This is a genomic window from Sporichthya brevicatena, assembly GCF_039525035.1.
Classification (GTDB): Bacteria; Actinomycetota; Actinomycetes; order Sporichthyales; family Sporichthyaceae; genus Sporichthya; species Sporichthya brevicatena.
This window is the reverse complement of record NZ_BAAAHE010000023.1, coordinates 39,949-62,239: the sequence shown is the minus strand read 5'-3', so window position 1 is coordinate 62,239 and position 22,291 is coordinate 39,949. Positions and strand designations below refer to the sequence as shown.

Sequence of the window (22,291 nt, the reverse complement as noted above, 5' to 3'; positions counted from 1 at the left end):
CAGCGCTGCTTGGAGCGCGTGGCGAAGAACGCGGCGACGGCGGCAACGACGACGAGGAGCAGGAGAAGCTTCATGTCCTGACACTGTCCGGCCTGGGCCCGCTCAACCGGCGCGCGGACGTTGCCCGCGCCACACGTCGGCCGCCGTGCCCCTGGACGCCTTCGGCGAGCTGACGGTCTATCAGGTCTATCGTGGTACGATAGATGCAATCAGCCGCGCGGAGGCGCGGAGCTTCCTCGCCGGCCTCCGTGCCGAGATCGAGGGGAGTGACGATGCCAGTTCTGCCGAGTGTTCGGGGGTCGGAGCTCGACCCGATCCGCAGTCAGCTGGTGCAGCTGGACCGCTGGGAGAACGAGGGCGGTCGGGTGGTGGAGTCGATCGTCCGGTACGTACCGAACCCGCGCGATCGTGAGCTCGCCGAATCGCGTCCGAATCTGACACGCGTCTGACCGGAGATCATCTGGTGGCCGGAACCGATACGACCGTACGGTTCCGGCCATGGCTGCTCCGGAGGGAATCGACTACGACTGGGCCCGCGCAACCGGTGGGGTGCTGACCAGGTCCCAGAGCAGGGCGCTGTTCCCGCCTCTGCTCCGGTCCGTCGCGAAGTACCCCGGCGTGCGACTGCGTCTGGCGACCGGTCGCCGGGGGACCGCGCAGGTCGACCTGGACGCCTTCGTCCTGCCGGATTCCACGCTGGCGAAGGAGACGATCGAGCACGCGACCGAGGTGCTCTCACCGTGCGTGCTCCAGCACTCGTGGCGGACCTTCTGGTTCGGTCTCGCGATCGCCGAGCACCAGCGGCGGGCGGTCGACCCTGAGCAGGCGCTCATTGCCAGCCTTCTGCACGACATCACCCTCGAGACCCCGACGCCCGGCCGATGCTTCGCGCTCACCGGGGCTGAGCAGGCCGAGGCGTTCCTGCTCGCCCACGGCGCCGACCCGGCGTTCTCGGCCCGCGTCGGCGCGGAGATCTGTGGTCACATCACGGTCGGGGCGCTGGAGGACGTCACCTCGCCCGGCGGTTTCGTCTCCGCCGGCGCGTTCACCGATGTCGCCGGCAGCGGGCTCGAGCTCATGCCCGCGGCCTACGTCGACGACGTCCTCGCCCGCCACCCCCGGCTCGGGTGGAAGAAGACCCTCCGCACCAGCTGGACGGCCCAGACCGCCGCACTCCCCGGCGGCCGGCAGCAGTGGCTCACCCGGTGGGCTCTCCTCCCCACCCTCGCCCGCATCGCTCCGTTCCCGGAGTAGGGCTGCGTCAGGGCAGTCGCCGGCGAACTACGTCGGTCCACGCGCCGATCTGAGAGTCCCCGTACCCGCTGCGGCCGTCGCACTCGAACCGCATCAGCAGGATCGGGGTGTAGATGTTGTTCCACAGGTACCAGTTGGACGCGGCGACCAGTTCCGCCGTCATCGACCAGCGCCGATCTTCGACGTCGACCATGTCGACCCGGTAGGCCGTCGGATAGCGGCGGGTCAGATCCCACTCGGCGGTGAGGGTGACCGACTCGAGATACGTGAGATCGCCGTCCTTCCATACCCAGCCACGGGAGAGTTCGGCGGCCCGGTCCGCGGAGAACTCGAAGAGGCCGTCCCAGATCGGTTTGCGGGTGGGGTCCTCGACGGCGAAGGCGTGGATTGCGAAGTCCTCGCCGAACACCGGCGTCATCCAATGGACCACGGGGGCGAGTCGTGGCGCCTCGGGGCGGGTCTCGCCCCAGGACCGGTCCCGGATGGTGAATCCGTCGACGGTGTGTTGCTCGCCGAGCAGGGTGATGGACCCACGAGTGCGCATGCCCTGTTCGAAGTGCTTACCGTTGGCGATCACCGCCGGTGGCATGAATGCGCTGAGCGTGACGTCGAAGGCGTTCCCCCGGGAGGCGTCCTCATAGGTGATTCGGAGCTCCTCCAGGGGCTTCACCACCTCGACGCCGTAGCCGTTCGGGAGGATGTACGAGTCGAGTTCGCCGACGGCTGAGATCGGCAGGTAGTTGCGCATGTCGAAGAGCTCGGAGTGCAGTTGGCCGGCGTTCTCGCCTTGCCAGGCCCATGCCCCGCCGCTCGCCGTGCCGAGATTGGGATGCGCCCACACGTAGTTGAACGCGTCGATGCCTGCCGTCGGGACGTTGAAGCCGAGGTACTGCGTCTCGACCAGGTCGGGGTCGTCCGGGATCAACGCATTGGCGTCGCGGTGCAGACGGTCGTCCGAGGGGTGCGCCTGGCCGAAGCTGCGTTCATGCACGTTGAGGTAGAACGTCGATCCGTCGTCGGTCACGTTGCTCATCCCGATAGCTCCGGACTGGTCTGGCGTTCGAGGATGCGCACCTCGCCGCGGGTGCCGTCGACCGCGACGAGGTCTCCGGTGCGGATCCGGTCGGTTCCGTCGCCGGTCCCGATCACGCAGGGGATGCCGAGTTCGCGGGCGACGATGGCGCCGTGGCTGCTTGCTGCACCGATGTCGATGACCAGTGCATCGGCCAGCGACATCGCCACCACCCAGGCGGGGTCGGTGTGACGGCAGATCAGGATCTCGCCCTCGTCCAGCGCGTACGCCTCGTCCAGCCGCGTGATGACCCGGGCCCGACCGGTGACCTCGCCGCTGCTGCCGGGCGCGCCGATGACCAGATCGGCTTTGAAGGACTCGCCCACAGTCGGCGAGACTGGGTGAACGGGAGTGTCGTCCGCCGGGGTAGGAGTGCCCACCCAGGTTGTCGGCACCGTCAGGGTGCGGTAGTGGTCGCGAAGGCCACGGCGGAAGGTGGCCAGCTCTGCGGAATCGGGGAACGGGTCCCCGAGCAGCTCCGGGATGGTGAGGAAGAGGGCATCGGCGGGCTCGTGTACCCGGCCGGCTGCGACCAACTCCGGTCCGAGCAGGGTGCCGGCTGCCCGGGCGCCGTCGATCGCCATGAGGAATGCGGCCTTGGTTCGCTCCACACATCGGATCTGACGTCGCGCCAGGCGGCCGAGGGCGGCTACGGCCGGCCGACGGGAGCGGGGAAGCAGCTCGCGTAGTTCCTGCTCCGCCGCCTGCCGCTGCCGCTGGGCGGCCTGCTCGCGCAGGCGGGGACGACTGGCCTCCGTCCGCCCTGCCAGCGTCGTGGCCAGGGCCCGGATCGGGGCCGGGTCCGACCGCCAGGGAACGCCGGAGACGTTGCCCTCGTCGTGCCCGTGGAAGCCGTGCCGCGACAGGAACTCATGCTCCGTGAGCCGGTCGCGCGACAACTCCCACAGGTCCTCGGCGACTGCGGTCTCGGCGACCCCGCCGAACCCGGAGTACAGGCCGGTGGCAAGGTGGCCCGCGCCGGCCGACGCGGCCAGCTTGAGGATCGCGCCCTGGACCGCCTGGCTCAGGAACCGACCGTGCGCGTGCAGGGTCATGGCCGCGAGGAAACGGTCACGGGCGGCCACGAGCAGAGCCTGACCGTCGGGCTGACCACGGTGGAAGACGTCGCGGCGCCACCATTCGAGCTGGTCCGTGTACAGGGCGCCCACCCGCGAGTCCAACCGCGCGAGCACCAGCGGCGCGCGAAGCAGGATGAAGGGGAGTCGCCCACTGGGCGCCCGGTCGCTGGGGGCGTCGGAGCGGACGGTCCCCATGAAGTCGCGTTCCACGTCCTGCCGGCTGGTTCCCGGTAACGCTCCCATCAAGGTGGCCAGCAGGTCGACGTTGATCGCCTGCCGCCCGTAGAACGGAGCCATCACGAAGCCGTTGACGTCCGCGGGCAGTCGCACCATGGATCGCGGGAGCAGGCCCAGCTCGTGCCAGGCCCGGCGGGCACCGAGCTCGCCGAGCGGCGTCCACAGGCTCCAGCACATCGGCGTGAGCACGTCGGGCGTCGCCTCGCTCATGTTGGTGAGCGTCCAACACCGGTTCGGCTCGGAGGTCGAATGGGTGGGATCCCTCTGCACGGCGAGCTCCACGTCGACGGTCTGCTAATCAGCAATTGGTAGTCTGTCCGACAATTGGTACCCTGGCAACGTCCGGGGGGCCGGCGAAGGAGCGAGGGAAGCGATGGCCGACCCGGTCGCCGGCACGCAACTGGCCGGCCACGTCGCCGTGGTGACGGGTGGAAGCCGCGGGATCGGGCTCGGCATCGCCCGGGCTTTCGTCGCACAGGGGGCGACTGTCGTGATCTGCGGCCGCGACGCGGAGCGGGGCAAGCGTGCGCAGGAGGAGCTGGGCGCCGCCGAGTTCGTGGCCGTCGACGTGAGTTCTCAACACGCTGCCGAAGACTTGATCGATCGCACGGTCGCCGCGTACGGGTCGCTGGAGATCCTGGTGAATAACGCCGGTGGCCCCAACGTCGGCGCCCGCGTCGTCGAGACCACCGACGAGAGCTGGCGGAACGCGTTCGCGGTGAACGTGGATGCGCCGTTCTGGACGATGCGGCGCGCGCTCCCGCACATGATCGCGCGGGAACACGGGCGGATCCTCAACGTGTCCTCGATCCTGGGCAAGACCGGGTCCCCGGGGCAGGCCCCGTACGTCGCGTCGAAGCATGCGTTGAACGGCCTGACCAAGAGCGTGGCGCACGAGGTCGGCGCTTCCGGCGTGACGGTCAACGCGCTGTGCCCCGGCCTGGTTCTGACCGATTTCGTCCGGCGTTACGAGGACGACGCTGCTGCGGCGATGGGGCTCACCCCGGAGCAGATGCTGGCGATGTACCTGGCGATGTCGGCCACCCGTCGGCCCGTGACGGTGGAGGAGATCGGAGCACTGGCGGTGTACCTGGCGTCGCCGGCGGGCGCCTCGGTGACGGGTGCCCAGATTTCGATCGACGGCGGAATGGCGCCGTACTGACGGGAGAGCGGTGTGCGAACAGGTCTGAGTGTGCGGAACTCGGGGCCGGACAGCCTGCAGATGGTGCAGCGGTTACCGGCCGCGGCGGAGGACTGGGGCTACAGCTCCGTGTGGTTCACCGACCACTCCGTCTGGAGTCGCGGCATGGCGGAGCTGCCCTACCACGGTGCCCTCTGGGACGACGTGCTCTCCTGCCTTGCGTTCTGCGCCGCCACGACGCGAACGATCACCATCGGCCCGGGTGTGCTGGTCCTGGCGCTGCGGGACCCGGTGCTCACGGCCCGGGCCCTGACGACCGTCGACCGGCTCAGCGGCGGCCGGCTCGCTGTCGGCATCGGGGTGGGATACCTGCAGGACGAGTACGCCGTCGTGGGCAGGGGGGCCCTGTTCAAGGACCGGGGTGCGGCCACCGACGAGGCCATCGACCTGATCAAGCGGTGCTGGACCGGTGGGGAGTTCAGCTGGCCAGGTGCGCACTACGGGTTCGACGCACCGATCACCTTCGAGCCCACCCCGGTACAGCGGCCCCATCCGCCGCTCTACGTCGGAGGGCACTCACCCGCGGCGCTGCGACGGGCGGCCAGGCACGCGGACGCGTGGTACCCGGCGGTGATCGAACCGGCGGAGGTGGTCCGGCTCGGAGCCGAACTGGACCAGCGGGCCGGGCGGCGGATCCCGCGCGTGGTCCGCCTGGTTGTTCCGCCCGACATCGACGTCGCCGCTCGCGTGGCCGAGTACGAGGACGCCGGCTGCGACGAGGTCGTCGTCGAGTTCCTCACGGACTCCTTCGATCAGACCTGGGACCTGGCGGGGCAACTGGCGGCCGACCGACTGACGGGGTCGGTCGTATGACCGCGGACGAGGCGGCGAAGGAGCTGTCGATGACACTCGACGACGCGGTGGACGAGTGGAACTCGTTCTGCGACCGCATCAAGGCAGCGGGCGCGGCGAGCATCGCGAAGCGCCCCGATCTGGGCGAACGGGAGTTGCTCGACGAGATCCGGTTCACCGTGCGGATGCTCGCCGACAGCGTGCGCACCCACGTCGGGCCTGCAGACCTCGAGCGCCCGCACCTGTATCCGTTGATCGACGAGCTCACCCCGTACGGACTGCCCAACGCCGACAACTGCTACTACACGGTGCTGGTCGACCCCTCACGGACCTATCGGCTCTCCGGCAACGCGCGCGGCCGACCGTGGATCCTCAGCGTCGGCGCGGGGAACTACGGGTTGTGGGGCTTCCGCGAGCTCGCCGAGTACTCGTCGGCGACCGTGTGCTGCGATGCCGACGGTGACTTCGAGGTGCTGTTGAGCGTCGACCCGCAGGAAGGGAATTGGTTCGCGCTGAGCCCGGAGGCGACGAACTTCCACATCCGCGACTACTGGTTGGACTGGGACGCCGACCCGAGTTGGTTCCACCTGGAGGTGCTCGATCCGCCGCCGCGGCGCGACGCCGACGCCCTGGCGGCGGACGTCCTGCCGCGGCTGCACCGGGCGACCAGCCACTTCACCGAGACCGTCGCGTTCTGGTCCGGTTACGCGGACCACTGGCGCGGGGAGAAGCCGAACACCTTCTCCGACCCAGGATCGGTGGCCCACGGCTCCACCGGTCTGATCCGGTACTCGGCGGGCTGGGCCAGTCTCGGCGACGGTGATGCCCTGATCGTCGAGTTCGACCTCCCCGATTCCGAGTACTGGTCGCTCCAGGCGTACTCGCGGCAGGGCGTGACGTTGGACCCGGCCGTCGCCCAGTCCGGTCTGAATGCCCGTCAGGCCGTGGTCGACGCGGACGGAGTGGTGCGGATGGTGGTGTCGGGAGAGGACCCCGGTGTGCACAACTGGATCGACAACCGTGGGCTGCCGGAGACCACGCTGTGGTACCGGACGATGGGGGCGTCGCGGATGACGACCCCGCGCACCCGGCTGGTCCCGGTCGACCGGGTGGATGCGGAGCTGCCCGGCGCGGCCCGGGTGACGTCCGCCGAGCGGGAGGCGGAGTTGCGGCGGCGCAACCGGGGATTCTCCCGGCGGTACCGGCGGTGATCCGACCCGACGTCGGGGTCGTCATCGGCCAGTTGCGGGACCAGGCGCGCGCCGCGACCGGTCTCGACGACTTCGGCGACGAGACCGACTATCTCGACGGGCTCACTGCCCTCGTCTCGGCGGCGTTGGACGTCGGTGGTCCGGAGGGATTCCTCCGGACGCCCGTGGGGGTCTACGCCAGTGCGTCCCTTGTCGGGCGCCTCGTCACCGAGCGCGGTTGGCGGGAGACGCCGGGCTGGGAACAGACCTCCGTCACCGAGCCGATCTTCATCGTCGGCATTCCGCGGACGGCCACGACGGTGCTGCACCAGTTGCTCGACGCGGATCCCGCCCACCAGGGCGCACCGCAATGGCTGCTGCAGCGGCCCCAACCGCGGCCCCCACGTTCGGAGTGGCCGGCTCATCCGGACTTCGTCGCGTGCCGCCAGGCGAACGAGGCGCTCCAGCAGGCGATCCCCGCCCTGTCCCTGATCCACGACACGGACGCGCACCTGGTCGACGAGTGCTGGAATCTGATCTTCCAGACGTTCCGCAGTCCGTTGTTCGAGGCGATCGCGAACGTGCCTGCGTACTCGGAGTGGCTTCGCGGTGTCGACCTGGTCCCGGGATACCGGCGCCACCGGGACGTCCTGAAGCTCATCGGCGTGGGCGACGACCGTCGCTGGGTCCTCAAGGATCCGACGCATGTGTACGGAGCCGGTGCGATTTCCACGGTCTATCCGGACGCGCGGATTCTCCACCTGCATCGGAATCCGATCGCAGCGATCGCGTCCATCTGCAGCTTGATGATGTACGTCGGTCGCGTCTTCGGGATGGAGACGGATCGGCGGGAGCTGGGCCGGCGACATCTGGCGCTGTGGGCCACGGGGTTGCGGCGTTGCGTCGTCGAACGAGCGGCCTTCGCGCCGGACCAGGTTCTGGACATCCACTTCGAGCACTACGTGAAGGACCCGATGGGAACGGTCGGGTCGATCTACGACCACTTCGGCTGGCGGTGGAGCGACCAGGCACGGTCTCGGATGACTCTCGTGCTGGACCGGGAGCGTTCTCGGCCGGGCCCACCGGCCGAGGTGCTGGCGGCGTTCGGCCTGACCGAGGACGACGTCGCGCAGGCCTTCGGCGACTACCTGGAGGCATTCGGCGGGACCGTCTGACCGGCGGGCCGAACGCGCAAAAAGCTAAAGGTCCGACAGTTGACCACCTAGCTAAAGCCCGCTAAATTACGAGCGTCGACGTGACGGCCACCACAGTCTGTCGCGGTTTCGTCGTGCGAGGCGAGTGCGTGATCGGCCGGGACTCGGTCCCGGCGCCCCCAAAACGGCCCCAGGGAGTGTGATGAGGCGACGTCGAGCGTCCGCGGTGAAGGCATTCGCGGTGACGCTGGGAATGGCGGCGATGATCGTCACCCCGCCCACGTTCTATGCGGCCCGCGCCGGCGCGCAGGACGCGAAGCCGTCCTTCGAGGGCTTCGCGAGCGCGTACGGCATGGACGCGAACTTCAGCAATGCCTCCATCCCGCTGGGTTTGACCCCCCAGTTCGCCGGGCCGACCGCGGAGGCGCGGCTCAACAACCTCGGCAACTCCGACGCCTTTGCCGCCTACCCCTACCCCGGGGACACCGCGGCCGGCCTGCCCGGGACCGCGGGCGCTGTGTTCGGCGTGCCGATCCCGGCCTACCCGGCCATCGTGGCGACGCAGGCCGGCGACTACCCGAAGGATCAAGAGATCCCGGGCGTCGGGCTGCACGCCGAGAGCGGCGCGAGCAACGCGTACGGTCGCGCAAGCGCCGGTAGCGACGGTGCCGGACTGTTGTCCGAGGCGCGCGTCGAGGCGCTCGCCGACCAGAGCGTCCGTGCCCTGGCCCGCAGCAAGGCGGGGTTCAACGTCCTCAACTTCCTCGACCTGTCGGGTGTCGTCTCGAACGCCGAGGTCACCGCCGACTCCACGACCGGCGAGCTGGTGCGGATCGCGCACACGTCGATCGGGCGGATCTCGGTCCCTGGTCTCGCGATCGCCATTCCGGAGTCGACACCGGGCACGGTGCCGATTCCGATCCCGATCCCGGGTGTGGCACAGCTCCCCCCGATCGAGTTCCCGACGCTGCCGATTCCCTCCGGCGGAACGACGCTGATCGCCCCGGACCTCGGATTCCGGGACGGCACCTTCACGGTCGTCATGCCGGGCGGTGACGGCAAGCCGACGACGTACGCCGTCCCTGCGGACTCGGTGCTCAAAGCCTTCGAGCAGCAGGGGATCCTCATCACCTACCAGGCCGCCCAGGAACTGACGACGGGTGTCGTGGCGCCGGCGATCACGTTCAAGTACGCCGCCGCCGCGCCGCCGCCGAATCAGTACTTCAACGGCCCGACGGACATCAACTTCACCCTCGGTCGGGCGACCGCCAGCGTGACGCTGAACCCGGCGCAGTCCGCCTTTGGTCTCGGCCCGAGCGGCGGTCTGTCGCCGGGGATCGCGAACGGCGTGCTCCCCGGGGGAAGCGTGGGCGCCGTCGACTCCGCGGGGCTGCCCAGCCTGACGACCCCCGCCCTCGGGGGGCTGCCGGGCACCGCCCCGGTGGCAGGTGCGGCCGTCGGATCCGATCTGACCGGGCCGGCCTCCTACGCGGTGAGTGCTGCGTCCACCGGCGATCTGTCCGACATCTACGTGGCGTGTTTGATCCTCGCGGCATTGGTCCTCCTTGCCGCGTCCTTCCTTCGACTGAGGGTGGTGCGCTTCCTGTGGGGCTCCTGACCTGGGCACGGACACAGTGGGACCGGGCGGCCGCGCTGGCAGTCCTGACTGCCGGCCTGATTGCTCTCCTGCTGGGCTGGCTCGGCGTCAGCAACAACGGCAACCTCGCCAAGGCACTGCCGTACGTGGTGTCGGGCGGCCTGCTGGGAATCTTCCTGATGGGCGTCGCCGCGACCCTGTGGCTGTCCGCCGACCTGCGGGACGAGTGGCGTGAGCTGCACGGCATCCGGTTGGCGTTGCGCGAACAACTGGATCGGTCGCTCGTGCCGGCGAACGGGCTCACCGCCTCCGACGCGATGGTGTCGTCGACTGCCGAACTGCTCTCGACGCCGCAGTGATGTCCGTGACAGCGCCCCCGCGTGCCCGCCCGGCGCGGCACGGATTGATCCGCGACGGCTCGCGCGGTCACGCCGCGGACTGGTCGCCCCGGTTGATCCCGACCGACGCCCCGTGGGAGCGCCGGCACCTGGTTCGGCTGGGTGTGTGGATGGCCGTCGGGCTGGTCGGCATCGGAGTCTCCTGGTTCCAGATCAGCGGCGAAGGCGACTGGCACGACCAGATCCGGTGGATCATCGTGGGCTCGGTCGCGGTGGGTGTCTCCGGTCTCGGCACCGCCGGCTGGTTGATGGCGGCGAGCCGCGCCGTGCATCTTGAGGCGCACGACGTCATGGCTCAGTTGCGCATCCAGCAGCAGTTCAACGACGGCACGGGTCTCGGTGACGCCGGCGCGGCGCGAGGTGGCGCGGTCGAGCGTGAGGCGCCGGTCGATCCGAGCGGCCCGTTCGGGTACGTCAGCGGACCGACGATGACGCGGGTTCATGTCGCGAGCTGCGCCCTGGTCGCCGGCAAGGTGGTCTCGCCCGTGTCCGATTCGGAGATCGCGGCCCGCGGGCTCGCGCGGTGTGGGGTGTGCTGCGCATGAACGAGTACCTGCCGTACATCATCTTCGGCATCACCACCGGCTCCGTGTACGGACTCTCGGCCATGGGCCTGGTCCTGACCTACAAGACGAGCGGACTCCTCAACTTCGGTCACGGTGCGGTCTGCGCGGCGGCCGCGTACACGTTCTACGAACTTCGGGAGACGCAAGGTCTGCCCTGGCCGCTGGCCGCTCTGATCGCGATCGTGGTGTTCGGTTTCGTCACGGGCCTGATCTTCGAACGCGTCGGTCTGCTGCTCGCCGGTGTGCACATCTCCTACAAGATCGTGGGAACGGTCGGGATCCTCGTCGGGATGCGGGCGCTGATCAGCCTCGTGTTCGGTGTGGACGCCAAACCGTTCAAGCCCGTGCTCCCGGGCGGTACCGCGTTCGAGATCAATGGCGTCTCCATCAGCTGGGACCAGGTCCTCCAACTCGGACTCGGTGTCGGCGCGGCCGTCGGGCTGTACGTCTTCTTCAAGTACACGTTGCTCGGAACCGCGATGCGGGGCGTCGTCGACGACCCACAGTTGCTCGACATGACGGGCGTCTCGCCGGCCCGGGTGCGGCGTAGCGCCTGGATCATCGGGAGTGGTTTCGCGGCGGCGTCCGGCGTGCTGTTCGCAGCCGCCCAGCAGCAGCTCGACGTCAATGTGCTGTCCCTGCTCGTCGTCCAGGCGTTCGGTGCTGCCGCCATCGCACAGTTCAAGAACCTGCCGATGTGTTTCGTCGGCGGCATCATCGTCGGCCTTCTCCAGAAGCTCATCTCCAAAGAGGTGGGCACGGTCGACTTCCTCCAGGGGCTGGACACCAACACACCGTTCATCGTCCTGTTCCTCGTCCTGCTCCTCATGCCGCGCGGCCGGTTGGTCGAGGTCGGTCGGCACGTGAAGGCGCGTGCGGTGCCGCCGAGCCCCTTCTCCCCGCGCGTCCGCGCCTCCGGCTTCGGCCTCCTGGCCGTCGGTGCGCTGCTGGTGCCGCACGTGGTCGGCGTGCGGCTCCCGATCTGGAACACGGCGCTGACGCAGGTGATTCTGTTCGCGTCGTTGGCTCTGCTCGTCCGCACCTCCGGGCAGATCTCGCTCTGCCACATCGGATTTGCCGCGATCGGGGCCGCCGCCTTCGGGCACATGATCGGGAACGGCGTTCCCTGGGGTGTGGCCGTCCTGCTCGGTGGCTTGTTCGCCGTGCCGGCCGGAGCTCTGATCGCCATCCCGGCCATCCGCCTCTCGGGCCTGTACCTGGGGCTCGCGACCTTCGGCTTCGGGGTGCTGCTCGCGCAGTACGCCTACAACAAGGAGTGGATGTTCGGGTTCGGGCAGATCCAGACCGCGCGCCCGGGCGGGTTCGACTCCGACACCCGCATGTACTATCTGCTGCTGGCGGTCGCCGTCGCTGCAGTGCTCGTCGTGCTGATGGTGGAGAGGTCGCGGTTGGGCCGACTGCTGCGTGGCCTGGCCGACTCGCCGGTGGCCCTGTCGACGCTCGGCACGAACGTCAACGTCTCGCGCGTCCTGGTGTTCTGTCTGTCGACCTTCCTCGCCGGGATCAGCGGAGCGGTCTTCGCCTCGCTGTTCGGCTCGGTGAACCAGGACAGCTTCAACTACATGCAGTCCCTGGTCGCTCTGGCCGTGATGGCGATCTCGGGTCGGCGCACGGTGACCATCGCCGTCGTGGCGCCGATCCTGCTCATCGTCGTCCCGGGCTACATCTCGAACCCCGACGCCACGCTCTGGCTGCAGGTCGGGTTCGGGTTCGCGGCCGTGGTCGCCGCAGCGGTGTCCCAGGGCTCCTTCCACAAGTTCGTGGCCCGGCACGCCGTGGCCTCCGCCGACCGGATCGTCGATCCGGTGCTCGTCGGCGAACGGCCGGAACCGGTCCGTGCTCCCGCGAAGCAGAACGAGCCGGTAGGTGTCGCATGAGACAGCACACGGACGCACCCCACGAGGGCGGTCTGGTCGTCACCGACCTGAAGATCCGATTCGGTGGGCTCCTCGCCGTCAACGGATTGTCGCTGGACGTCCCGACGGGACGGATCACCGGCCTGATCGGACCCAACGGTGCGGGCAAGACCACGACCTTCAACGCGATCAGCGGACTCAACCGACCGACGTCGGGCCAGATCACGCTGTTCGGGCAGGACGTCACGGGCTTGAGTCCGCACGGGCGGGCGTTGCGCGGCCTGGGCCGGACGTTCCAGCGGATGGAGTTGTTCGACTCGCTCACGGTGGGGGAGAACGTCGCACTGGGGAGGGAGGCCGGGTTCGCGGGCTCACACCCCCTCCGGCACCTGCGCGGGAGCCGCCGCGAGACCGGCATGATTCGTCGGAACGCTGAACAGGCGCTCGAGCTGGTGGGCATCGGTGATCTGCGGAACCAACGGCCGGCGGACCTCTCGACCGGCCAGCGGCGTCTGGTCGAACTCGCCCGCGTGGTGTCCGGCGACTTCCGGATCCTGTTGCTGGACGAACCGAGCAGCGGGCTGGACAAGACGGAGACTGAGCGGTTCGGGCAACTGCTGCGACACCTCGTCGCCGAACGCGGCGTCGGCATCCTGTGCGTCGAACACGACATGGCCCTGGTGATGGGCGTGTGCAACTACATCTATGTCCTCGACTTCGGCGAGCCGATCTTCGAGGGTTCCACCGCCGAGGTGGCGGCCAGCCCGATCGTGCGTGCGGCCTACCTCGGCAGTGAAGCCGTGGACGACGTCGCCGGCCTGACGGCGGGAGCACTCTGATGCTGCTGCTCGATCGTCTCTGCGCCGGTTACGAGGGCTCTCCGGTCCTGCACGACGTCACGCTGGCGGTGCCGCCCGGAAGTGTGGTCGCGTTGCTCGGTGCCAACGGCGCCGGCAAGACGACACTGCTGCGGGTTGCGTCGGGGCTGTTGCGGCCCACCTCGGGGCGGGTTCTGCTCGACGGAGCCGACTTGACCGGAGCCACACCCAACGCGTTGGTGAAGCGTGGCCTGTGCCATGTTCCGGAGGGGCGCGGGGTGTTCCCGAACCTGACGGTTCGTGAGAATCTCGCGCTGCAGGCATTTGCCGGTTCGGAGACGGCTGCGATCGAACGAGCCAACCAGGCGTTCCCACGCCTCGGTCAGCGGTTGAGCCAGGTCGCGGGCACCATGAGCGGTGGAGAGCAGCAGATGCTCGCGCTGGCGCGGGCGTATGTCCAGTCGCCGCGGTTCGTGCTCCTCGACGAGGTGTCGATGGGTCTGGCACCGAAGATCGTCGACGACATCTTCGAGTTCCTGGGTCTGCTCGCACGAGATGGCGCGAGCCTGTTGCTCGTCGAGCAGTACATCTCGCGTGCGCTCGACCTGGCCGACTACGTCTACGTGCTCAACCGCGGCGAGGTCGTCTTCGCCGGCGAGCCGAGCGAACTGCAGGACGCCGACATCTTCGAGACCTACCTCGGCACCGCGGTGCACTGACCGGACCGCCCGCTCATTCCACTCACCCGGAGGACGAACGCACATGACTCGCAGGACGCCCGCCCGCTCGGCCCGTGGTGCCGTGGCACTGGCGGCGGTGCTGTGCGTTCTGGCGACCAGCGCCTGCGGTACCCGGCTGTCGGACGCGGAGATCGGACAGGTGCAGGCGGCCACCGTGACCGTGACGAACCCCGCGACCGCCCTTCCGGGCGCCGAAGCGGGCGGCGGGACAGCCGCCGGAGCCGGAAACGTCGCCGGTGCTGCGGGCTCGGCCGAGGTCGTGCCACAGCCGGGCAGCGGGGAAGCGGCGGCCGCGAGCGGAGCCGCGGGCCCAGCGGCGGTCTCCGCCGCCGGCGTCTCCGGCGGATCGACGACCGCGAGCGTCACGGGTGCGAAGCCCGGAACGTCGAAGGCCGCTGCGGCGGGTGCGGCGGCGGGGGAGCGGTGCACGCGGGCCCTGGAGCCGATCATCCTCGGACAGACCGGGGTCTTCAGCGGTCTGGTCGGTCAGTCGACGGGCAACCAGCGGCTTGGAATGAGCGTCTGGTCGAACTGGGTCAACGCGAACGGCGGCATCCGGTGCCATCCGGTCAAGCTGTACCAGATGGACGACGGCTCGGACCCGTCGCGGACCGCAGCCAACGTCAACGAACTCGTCACCACCAAGAAGGCCATCGCGTTGGTGGGGGTGAACGTTCCCATCACGATGGGGGCGGCCCGCTCCGCCGCAGCACGGCTGGGCGTCCCGATCGTCGGCGGCGACGCCGGCGATGCGGCCTGGAACACCGACCCGAACCTGTTCCTGTCCGGCGGGAGCTCGGCCGCGGCCTGGAGCGGCGGCATCGTGGAGGCCGCCCGTGAGACCGGGTTCACGAAGCTGGGTCTCATCTACTGCATCGAGGCATCGCCCTGTCAGCAGATGAACCAGTACTTCGCGCAGACCGTGGAGGCCGCCGGTGCGCAGGACGTGTTCCGGCAGTCGGTCTCCCTGACCCAGAGCGACTACACCGCGGAATGTCAGAATGCCAAGAACGCCGGTGTCCAGATCATGGCGGTGTACGTCGACGCGGCGTCCATCCAGCGTTTCGTGAGGTCGTGCAAGAGCATCGACTACCGACCGGTGATGGAGACCGGCGGCCTGGCCATCAGCCCCGGAGTGCCGAAGGACCCGGACATTCAGGCCTTCACCCTCTACGTCGGCAGCCCGAACGCGCCATACACGGCAACGGGCACTCCGGGCCTCGACACGCTGCACACGGCGTTCCGGACCCACACCGGAGCCGATGTCCCTGACGCACCGTCATTGATCGGCTGGGCGGCGGGGATGCTCTTCAAGGGAGCGATCGATTCGCTCGACGTTGAGCGCGTCAAGGGCGCGGTCACCACGGCGATGGTCTACGACGGCCTGTACAGCCTCAAGGACAAGACCCTCGGTGGGTTGGCCCCGCCGCTGGTGTTCAAGCGCGGTCAGCCGTCCGGCGTCATCCCCTGTTACACGTACTTCAAGATCACGACCCAGGGCATCCAGACCCCCGGTGCCAAGTTTCGGTGCATCAACAGCTGGAAGAGGAACTGATGACAAGGATGCTGCCCGCCGCACGATCGGCGAGGACGGCCGTGGCGCTGGCCTCGTTGCTGTGTCTGGTCGCAACATCCGCGTGCGGCACGCGGTTGACGGACAACGAGATCGCTGAGGATCAGGCGATCGCCGTCACCGGCGCGGTGGTGGCGCCCGGCGCCGAGCAGTCCGGATCGGGCGACCTGCCGGTGGCCAACGGGGCGATGCCGTTGGACACCGGTGGCTCTACGGCGGTGGACACCGGTGCGGCGGCCGACGGTGGCACCGCGGCGGCGACCAACCCCGCCAAGGGTTCCGGAGGGAAGACCGGCAGTAGCAGCGCGGGCACCAGTGCCGGAACCACGCCGGCCGGATCGAAGACCACGACGAAAGGTGCCGGTGCCACCGGCACGGGCGATGCCCCGTGCACCAAGCCGCTCGCACCGATCGTCATCGGCCAGACGGGAGCCTTCAGCGGCCTGCTCGGCGGATCGATGGGCCTTCAACGGCTCGGCCTGAGCGTGTGGGGCAACTGGGTGAATGCCAACGGCGGCATCCGGTGCCACCCGGTGAAGCTGTACCAGATGGACGACGGGTCCGACCCGTCGAAGACGGCGTCGAACATCAACGACATGGTGACCAACAAGAAGGCGATCGCCATCGTCGGTGCCAACATCCCGATCACCATGGGTGCTGCCCGCTCGGCCGCGAACCGGCTCGGGGTGCCGCTGGTCGGAGGCGACGGCGGGGACAACGCTTGGAACACCGACCCGAACGCCTTCCAGTCCGGCGGCAGCTTCACGCCGGCCTCGGCCGGTGGGTTCGTGGATGCCGTGCGGGAGACCGGGTTCAAGAAGCTGGGCCTGATCTACTGCATCGAAGCGACCCCGTGTGCTCAGATGCACAAGGAGTTCGACAAGGTCGCGGCCGCCACGGGGACCCAGATCGCCTTCCAACAGGGCGTTTCGCTGACGCAGAGCGACTACACCGCGGAGTGCCAGAACCTCAAGAACGCCGGCGCGCAGATCGTCGGTCTCTACGTGGACGCAGCGTCGCAGCAACGGATTGCGCGATCCTGCATCAGCATCGGGTACAAGCCGGTGCTGGAGACCGGCGGGCTCTCGGTCAGTCCCACCGTCATCAACGACGCGAACATCAGGACGCTGACGGAGTACGTCGGCAACATCAACGCGCCGTACACCGCGACCGGCACCCCGGCCCTGGACGCCCTGCACGCCGCGTTCAAGACACACACCGGGTCGGCAGTCCCGGACCAGCCCTCGGTGATCGGCTGGACGGCGGGCATCCTGTTCAAGGCGGCGATCGATTCGCTCGATCTGGCGGCGGTCCAGGGCCCGATCACCACCGCGATGGTGTACGAGGGCCTGTACCAGCTGAAGGACCCGACGCTCGGTGGGCTCTCGCCGCCCCTGAAGTTCGTCAAGGGCCAAGGCTCGGGCATCATCCCCTGCTTCACCACCTTCAAGATCAGCACGAAGGGCATCGAACTTCCTGGCCCGAAGTTCAAGTGCATGCCGTGGAAGGCGTGACGCCGGCACTCGGAGCCACCTCCTTGCCGGAGTTCCGGCGGCGGCGCGCGGTCGTGACCGGCGGCGGTTCCGGAATCGGCCTGGCTCTCACCGAGCGGCTGGTGGCGGACGGAGCGTCAGTGCTCGCCGTCGACGTCGATGCGGGGCGGGCGGACTCGGTCGCAGCGGTCGGTGGCCGGTTCGTGCTCGCGGACGTGTCGAGCCCCACCGACTGGGACCGGGTCGTGCAGATCGCGGCGGACGACCTGGGCGGCCTCGACCTGGTCGTGCTCAACGCCGGTATTCCTGTCCTCGAACCGGACCCGCTGGCGGCGCCGTACGAGCGGATCGCCCGGGCCTACGCGGTGAACGTCGAGGGCGTGGTTCACGGACTCCGCGCCGGAGTGCCGCTGCTGGAGGACGGCGGCGGTGACCTCGTCGTCGTCGCGAGCCTGGCCGGGCTCATGTCGTACCCGGACGACCCGTACTACGCGATGACCAAGCACGCGGTGGTCGGTCTCGGCCTCAGCGTGGCGCGCCCGCTGGCGGCCCGTTCCGTCCGCGTGACGATCTTCTGCCCGGGAGTGATCGACACTCCGCTCGTGCCCGAGGCCGTGCGGACCGCGGTCCTGGCCGCCGGCCTGGATCTGCTCGGTCCCGAGGACACCGCGTCGCACCTTCTCGAGGCGCTCGACCGGGGCGGGACGGGCCGGATATGGACCAGTCAGGCGCAGCTCGGTCTGGTCGAGCACCAGATGACCAAGGTCGAACTGCCTCGGCCGCCGGTCCGGGCCGCACGATAGGAGCAGAGGTGTCTCGCAGAACTCGGCCGTACCCTGACGTCGCCGTCGGGGTCTGGATGGCTGTCGTGGAGCCGGACTCCCTCGTCGACTTCGCGCGGCGGGCGGAGACGGCCGGGTGCGACTCGGTGTGGGTGCCGGAGCACCTGATCTGGCCGGCGACGATCACCTCGCCGTACCCGTACAAGGACGGCGGCGGGCCGCCCGTCCCGAGCAGTGTGAACCTGTACGACCCGTGGGCGCTGCTGTCGGCTGTGGCGGCTGTGACCACGACCATCCGGCTCGGTACGTGTGTCTACGTCCTGCCGCTGCGCGACCCGCTGGTGACGGCTCGCGCGGTCGCAACCCTGGACGTCCTCTCGAACGGCCGCGCGATCCTCGGCGCGGGTCTGGGCTGGATGAAGGAGGAGTTCGACGCCGCCGGTATCGACTTCCGTACGCGGGCCTCGCGCAGCGACGAGATCGTGCCGGTCCTGCGGTCGCTGTGGTCGCAGGAACTGACCCGCGCGTCCGGACGCCACATCAACTTCGAGCCCTTGTACTTCTACCCGAAGCCGCCGCAGGGCGCGAGCCTGCCGATCGTCTTCGGGGGCGACAGCGAGCCCGCGCTACGGCGCGCCGCCCGGCTCGGGGACGGCTGGCTGGGGACCTGGTGCACCCCGACGTCCACCCGTGCCTACGTCACGCGACTCGAGGAGTTGCTGACGGAGTACGGGCGCGCCGACGAGCCGTTCGAGGTCACGGTGATGATCAAGCCGCGCGAGGTCTCCGTCGACCTGATCGAGGAACTGCACGCGGCCGGGGCAGACCGGATCTGCATCGGCTCGCCCACCGTGCCCCTGGCGGTCTGGCCCGAGATTCTCGACAATCTCGCGGTCGTGCTGGCCAAACTGCGCGGCGATTCGGCCGCGCGGTAGGTGTCGGCGTCAGGCGGTTGCCTGGCGCCGGGCGTGGATGGCACGCGCGCCCAACACTCCTGCGCCGCACGCGGCGTCCATGCTGCTCATCCCGGCGGCGGGGAAGGTGCTGTCGCCGACGAGCCACAGCCCGTCGACCTCCTCGACCGCCCGCTGGAGTTTCGGACCGACCCAACCGGTGGTGAACCACAGATATTTGTGGTTCACCGTGGCCGTGCCGACGATCGCGTCGGTGTAGCCAGGGAAGAGTTCGTCGTTCACGGCGTGCATCCGCTGATGCACGCCGTCGCGACCACCCTCGGCGGCGATGCGCTCGTCGTTCACGGTCGCCACCGTGACGACGATCTGCTTGCCGGGTTCCGCGGTCCACGGCGCGAGGACCTCCTGCGGCCACATCCACTGCAGGTTCGAGCCATCGGTGTTGAAGACCATCACCAGGTTCGGGTCGGGCTTGACGACCTGCCGGTCCAGGACGGCGATCGTGCTGAACTCGTTCTTCGGCACCATGCGGTCGTAGTTCGCCAAGGGTGCGTGGAGCTCGTCGGGAACCGGGTTCAGCAACGCGCCGATCCGGCTGGGGCCGCACGCGAGGGCGACCGCGGGCGCACTCACCTCGGTCCCGTCCTCCAGCACGACCGTGCCGGCGCGTCCGTTCGCGACGGGTACCTCGGTCACCTTCCGCCCCCGCCAGACCGTGCCGCCCCGGGCCTCGATCGCCCGGGCCAGCGGGATCGCCAGTGCCTCGCGGGGATCGGGATTCATGATCACCATGTCGGCCTCGCCGCAGAGGAACCCCCGTAGGTAGCCGAAGGCCCCGAACACGGACAGGTGTTCCCGGGCCTCCTCGACGCTGACCGCGTTGACGTTCGCACACAGCGTGAGCACGATCTGCGCCGCCAACTCGTCGGCCTTCTGGTCCTCCACCCACTGCCCCAGCGGGACGTCGTGAAGCTGCATCAGATCGTCGAACGGGATCGCCAGGGCTCGGTGCATCACGTCCTCGAAGGACGGTCGCAGGTGCTCGACCGGCAGGCCGACGATCTTCGCGACGGTCTCGGTCAGCGCCGCGCTCGACACCGCGCGGTGCAACGGGTGGAAGGCGCCGGAACCGCGCACGGTGGCCTCGACGTCCGGACCGGGATACAGGTTCAGCGGCACGTTGAGGGCGCGGGCGAGTCGGAACCACCAGTCGTAGCCGTGCTGCCGGGTGGGGAACTGACCGAAGGCGCGATTCTTGCCGATCCAGGTCGCCCGGAACAGCGAGCCCACCTCGGCGGTCTCGCAGATCAGGAGCGGACGGGCCCCGCGCAGGACGAGCTCCCCGGCGCAGCCCAGGCCCGCCATCCCGGCGCCAACCACGATCACATCGAACTCGTCGGTGGCCATGTCGGTCCCACTTCTGTGAGGTTCGGTCTGCGTCCGCGCGGTCGGCGGGGCAGTCGTGTCCGGCGGGCTGTCGCTCAGGCCGGCAGCCCGTCCAGCCGGGCCAGCACGCGGAGCATCACTTCGTCGGCCCCGCCGCCGATCGAGAGCAGGCGCGCGTCGCGGAAGTACCGGGCGGTCCAGGTCTCCTCCATGTAGCCCTGGCCGCCGTGGAACTGCAGGCACCAGTCCGCGATCTCACGCTGGAGCCGGGCGGCCTTGAGCTTGCTGATCGACGTCTGGCGCTGGGTGTTCTCGCCGCGGACGAAGGATTCGGCGCAGGCGTGCGTGTACGTGCGGAGCAGGTCGAGCTCGGCGGACAGTTCGGCGAGCCGGAACTGGATGTACTGGTTGTTCGCGAGCGGTGCGCCGAAGGCGTGCCGCTCGAGGACGAACTGTCGGGTCTGCGCCAGGGCCATCAGCATGCTGCCGACGGCCATGTAGGCGCCGATCATCCGCTCGTGCTGGAACTGTTGCATCTGCTGGTGGAACCCGCGGTCGACGGTGCCGATCGTGTTGGAGACCGGAACCCGGACGTCCGCGAGGGCTATCTCGGCGGTGTCGGAGGCCTTGTTCCCCAGCTTGCGGAGCGAACGGCTGACGACCACGCCGGGGACATCGGTCGGAACGACGATCTGGGACATGCCGCGGGGCCCGGGCTCGCCGGTCACGGCGAGCAGGCACAGCCAGTCGGCCTGCACGCCGTTGGTGATGTAGAGCTTGCTGCCGTTGATGACCCACTCGTCCCCGTCACGCTCCGCACGGGTTCGGATGTTGGCGACGTCGGATCCGGCGTCAGGTTCGGTGACGGCGATCGCGGCGACCTGTCGCCCCTCGATCGCGGGGCGAAGGTAACGCTCCTTCAGATCGTGGGAGCCGTAGGTGTGCAGCGACGGCGTCGCCATGTCGGTCTGCACCGCGATGGCGGTGAACAGGCCCATCGACGGGATCCGTCCGAGCTCCTCGCCGAGTATCACCGTCCAGGTGTGGTCGGCGCCCTGACCGCCGTACTCGGGCGCGTACTCCAGGCCGAGCAGGCCCGCCTCACCGAGGATCGGGAACAGGTCGTGGGCGGGGAAGATGCCCTTCTCCTCCCATTCCTCGACGAACGGGAGGATGTGGCGCTCGATCGTGCGGCGCACGCTCTCGCGGAACGCCCGCTTCTCACTCGACTCGGTCATCGTGCTTCCTGGGTGGGTCGTGCGCCGGGGGAGAGGCGTGCGGTGAGGAAGTCAGCGATCCGCGCAACGGTCTCCGTGGTCTCGGGCAGGTGGGGGAACAAGGTCCAGGCGTGCACCGCGTCCGGCAGCAGGTCGAGATCTGACTCCACCCCGGCGGCGCGCAGGCGCTCGACGAGCCGGACGGCGTCGTCGCGCAAGCGTTCGGTCCGGCTGGCGGTCACGTAGACCGGCGGCAGGCCGTGCAGATCCGCGAACACCGGAGAGACGCGGGGATCGTCGAAAGTGCGGGCGGGGTTGAACCACCGGCGATAGGTGTCCATCACCTCGGGCGTGGACAGCGGGTCGTCGAGGTTGTCGACGTGGCTGCGGTTCGTGAGGGTCAGGTCGACCCAGGGCGACACCACCGCGGCCGCGGCCGGGCGCGGCAGTCCGGACTCGCGCAGGTGGACAAGCGTCGCGATCGTCAGACCGCCGCCGGCGCTCTCGCCGGTCAGGACCACGTCCCGTCCGGCGACGCCCTGGTCGAGCAGCCATCGGTAGACGGTGACGACGTCGGCGACCTGGGCGGGGCACGAATGTTCCGGCGCGAGGCGGTAATCGACGAAGAGGGCCCGGGCACCGGAGGCACGGCTGAAGCGTGCGACGGTCTCCCGGTGGCTTCGGGCGCTGCCGATGACGTAGCCGCCGCCGTGCAGGTAGACCAGCACGGGACGGGCGTCGTCCCCGGCGGGATCGGCCGGGCCGTTGGCGTTCACCCACTCGCACGGGACGCCGTCGGCCTCGACAGCCTGCACGTTCACGTCGTCCGGCACCGGGAACGTCTGCGCCATCTGATCGAACGCGGCGCGCTGGAGCTCCAGACTCGTGTCCGGCCGAATCGGCACGGCCCGCAACTGCTCGAGGAGCCGCCGCATCCGGTCGCTGGCCATG

General features: G+C 69.3%; 21 protein-coding genes. 16 read left to right on the top strand and 5 right to left on the bottom strand.

The genetic code is table 11. The features are described 5' to 3' along the window. Positions 1–272 precede the first annotated feature (272 nt). Both ABD401_RS14485 and ABD401_RS14480 read left to right on the top strand, forming a co-directional pair. Positions 273–449 carry a hypothetical protein gene (locus ABD401_RS14485; protein ID WP_344605909.1) on the top strand — a complete coding sequence of 59 codons (177 nt, stop codon included), beginning with the start codon at positions 273–275 and terminating at the stop codon, positions 447–449. Between the two features lie 49 nt (positions 450–498). Then, a complete protein-coding gene (locus ABD401_RS14480) occupies positions 499–1,254 on the top strand; it encodes an HD domain-containing protein (RefSeq protein WP_344605907.1) in 756 nt (251 codons plus the stop codon). Between the two features lie 7 nt (positions 1,255–1,261). On the opposite strand, the gene ABD401_RS14475 is transcribed toward ABD401_RS14480, so the two are convergent. Next, complete coding sequence (locus ABD401_RS14475; RefSeq protein WP_344605905.1) at positions 1,262–2,287, bottom strand: DUF7064 domain-containing protein; 1,026 nt, start codon at positions 2,285–2,287, stop codon at positions 1,262–1,264. Beyond that, positions 2,284–3,852, bottom strand: coding sequence for a PEP-utilizing enzyme (locus ABD401_RS14470; RefSeq protein WP_344605903.1), 1,569 nt, complete (start codon positions 3,850–3,852; stop codon positions 2,284–2,286). The genes ABD401_RS14475 and ABD401_RS14470 overlap by 4 nt, the downstream gene beginning before the upstream one ends. Positions 3,853–4,015: 163 nt before the next feature. On the opposite strand from ABD401_RS14470, the gene ABD401_RS14465 reads away from it, so the two are divergent. The 14 genes from ABD401_RS14465 to ABD401_RS14400 all read left to right on the top strand — a co-directional run bounded on the left by ABD401_RS14465 (position 4,016) and on the right by ABD401_RS14400 (position 18,758). Then, positions 4,016–4,804, top strand: a complete 789-nt coding sequence (locus ABD401_RS14465) for an SDR family NAD(P)-dependent oxidoreductase (protein ID WP_344605901.1) — start codon at positions 4,016–4,018, stop codon at positions 4,802–4,804. Between the two features lie 30 nt (positions 4,805–4,834). Beyond that, positions 4,835–5,656: a TIGR03619 family F420-dependent LLM class oxidoreductase gene (locus ABD401_RS14460; protein ID WP_344605899.1), complete on the top strand. Its 822-nt coding sequence runs from the start codon at positions 4,835–4,837 to the stop codon at positions 5,654–5,656. Then, entirely contained in the window at positions 5,653–6,846 is a 1,194-nt protein-coding gene (locus ABD401_RS14455) for a DUF1214 domain-containing protein (protein WP_344605897.1), read from the top strand. Before ABD401_RS14460 ends, ABD401_RS14455 begins: the two co-directional genes overlap by 4 nt. Next, on the top strand, positions 6,843–8,000 hold the full coding sequence (locus ABD401_RS14450) for a sulfotransferase family protein (protein ID WP_344605895.1): 1,158 nt from the start codon (positions 6,843–6,845) through the stop codon (positions 7,998–8,000). The genes ABD401_RS14455 and ABD401_RS14450 overlap by 4 nt, the downstream gene beginning before the upstream one ends. A 181-nt stretch (positions 8,001–8,181) precedes the next feature. Beyond that, complete coding sequence (locus ABD401_RS14445; RefSeq protein WP_344605893.1) at positions 8,182–9,597, top strand: hypothetical protein; 1,416 nt, start codon at positions 8,182–8,184, stop codon at positions 9,595–9,597. After that, positions 9,585–9,935, top strand: a complete 351-nt coding sequence (locus ABD401_RS14440; protein WP_344605890.1) for a hypothetical protein — start codon at positions 9,585–9,587, stop codon at positions 9,933–9,935. Before ABD401_RS14445 ends, ABD401_RS14440 begins: the two co-directional genes overlap by 13 nt. Before the next feature lie 5 nt (positions 9,936–9,940). After that, positions 9,941–10,519, top strand: a complete 579-nt coding sequence (locus tag ABD401_RS14435) for a hypothetical protein (RefSeq protein WP_344605888.1) — start codon at positions 9,941–9,943, stop codon at positions 10,517–10,519. After that, positions 10,516–12,438 carry a branched-chain amino acid ABC transporter permease gene (locus tag ABD401_RS14430; protein WP_344605886.1) on the top strand — a complete coding sequence of 641 codons (1,923 nt, stop codon included), beginning with the start codon at positions 10,516–10,518 and terminating at the stop codon, positions 12,436–12,438. The genes ABD401_RS14435 and ABD401_RS14430 overlap by 4 nt, the downstream gene beginning before the upstream one ends. Then, positions 12,435–13,256, top strand: a complete 822-nt coding sequence (locus tag ABD401_RS14425; RefSeq protein ID WP_344605884.1) for an ABC transporter ATP-binding protein — start codon at positions 12,435–12,437, stop codon at positions 13,254–13,256. Before ABD401_RS14430 ends, ABD401_RS14425 begins: the two co-directional genes overlap by 4 nt. Further along, complete coding sequence (locus ABD401_RS14420; RefSeq protein ID WP_344605882.1) at positions 13,256–13,954, top strand: ABC transporter ATP-binding protein; 699 nt, start codon at positions 13,256–13,258, stop codon at positions 13,952–13,954. The genes ABD401_RS14425 and ABD401_RS14420 overlap by 1 nt, the downstream gene beginning before the upstream one ends. A gap of 43 nt (positions 13,955–13,997) precedes the next feature. Continuing rightward, positions 13,998–15,530, top strand: coding sequence for an ABC transporter substrate-binding protein (locus tag ABD401_RS14415; protein ID WP_344605880.1), 1,533 nt, complete (start codon positions 13,998–14,000; stop codon positions 15,528–15,530). Then, on the top strand, positions 15,530–17,062 hold the full coding sequence (locus ABD401_RS14410; RefSeq protein WP_344605878.1) for an ABC transporter substrate-binding protein: 1,533 nt from the start codon (positions 15,530–15,532) through the stop codon (positions 17,060–17,062). Before ABD401_RS14415 ends, ABD401_RS14410 begins: the two co-directional genes overlap by 1 nt. Further along, complete coding sequence (locus tag ABD401_RS14405) at positions 17,059–17,844, top strand: SDR family oxidoreductase (protein ID WP_344605876.1); 786 nt, start codon at positions 17,059–17,061, stop codon at positions 17,842–17,844. Before ABD401_RS14410 ends, ABD401_RS14405 begins: the two co-directional genes overlap by 4 nt. Positions 17,845–17,852: 8 nt before the next feature. After that, positions 17,853–18,758, top strand: a complete 906-nt coding sequence (locus ABD401_RS14400; protein ID WP_344605874.1) for an LLM class F420-dependent oxidoreductase — start codon at positions 17,853–17,855, stop codon at positions 18,756–18,758. 9 nt (positions 18,759–18,767) lie between these two features. Here ABD401_RS14400 and ABD401_RS14395 read toward each other — a convergent pair whose 3' ends face one another. From ABD401_RS14395 to ABD401_RS14385, 3 genes are all read right to left on the bottom strand, one after another. Then, positions 18,768–20,144, bottom strand: coding sequence for an FAD-dependent oxidoreductase (locus ABD401_RS14395; protein ID WP_344605872.1), 1,377 nt, complete (start codon positions 20,142–20,144; stop codon positions 18,768–18,770). 74 nt (positions 20,145–20,218) lie between these two features. Continuing rightward, positions 20,219–21,361 (bottom strand): acyl-CoA dehydrogenase family protein, encoded by a 1,143-nt coding sequence (locus ABD401_RS14390; protein WP_344605870.1) that lies wholly within the window; start codon positions 21,359–21,361, stop codon positions 20,219–20,221. Next, on the bottom strand, positions 21,358–22,290 hold the full coding sequence (locus ABD401_RS14385; RefSeq protein WP_344605868.1) for an alpha/beta hydrolase: 933 nt from the start codon (positions 22,288–22,290) through the stop codon (positions 21,358–21,360). Before ABD401_RS14385 ends, ABD401_RS14390 begins: the two co-directional genes overlap by 4 nt. Position 22,291 lies beyond the last annotated feature (1 nt).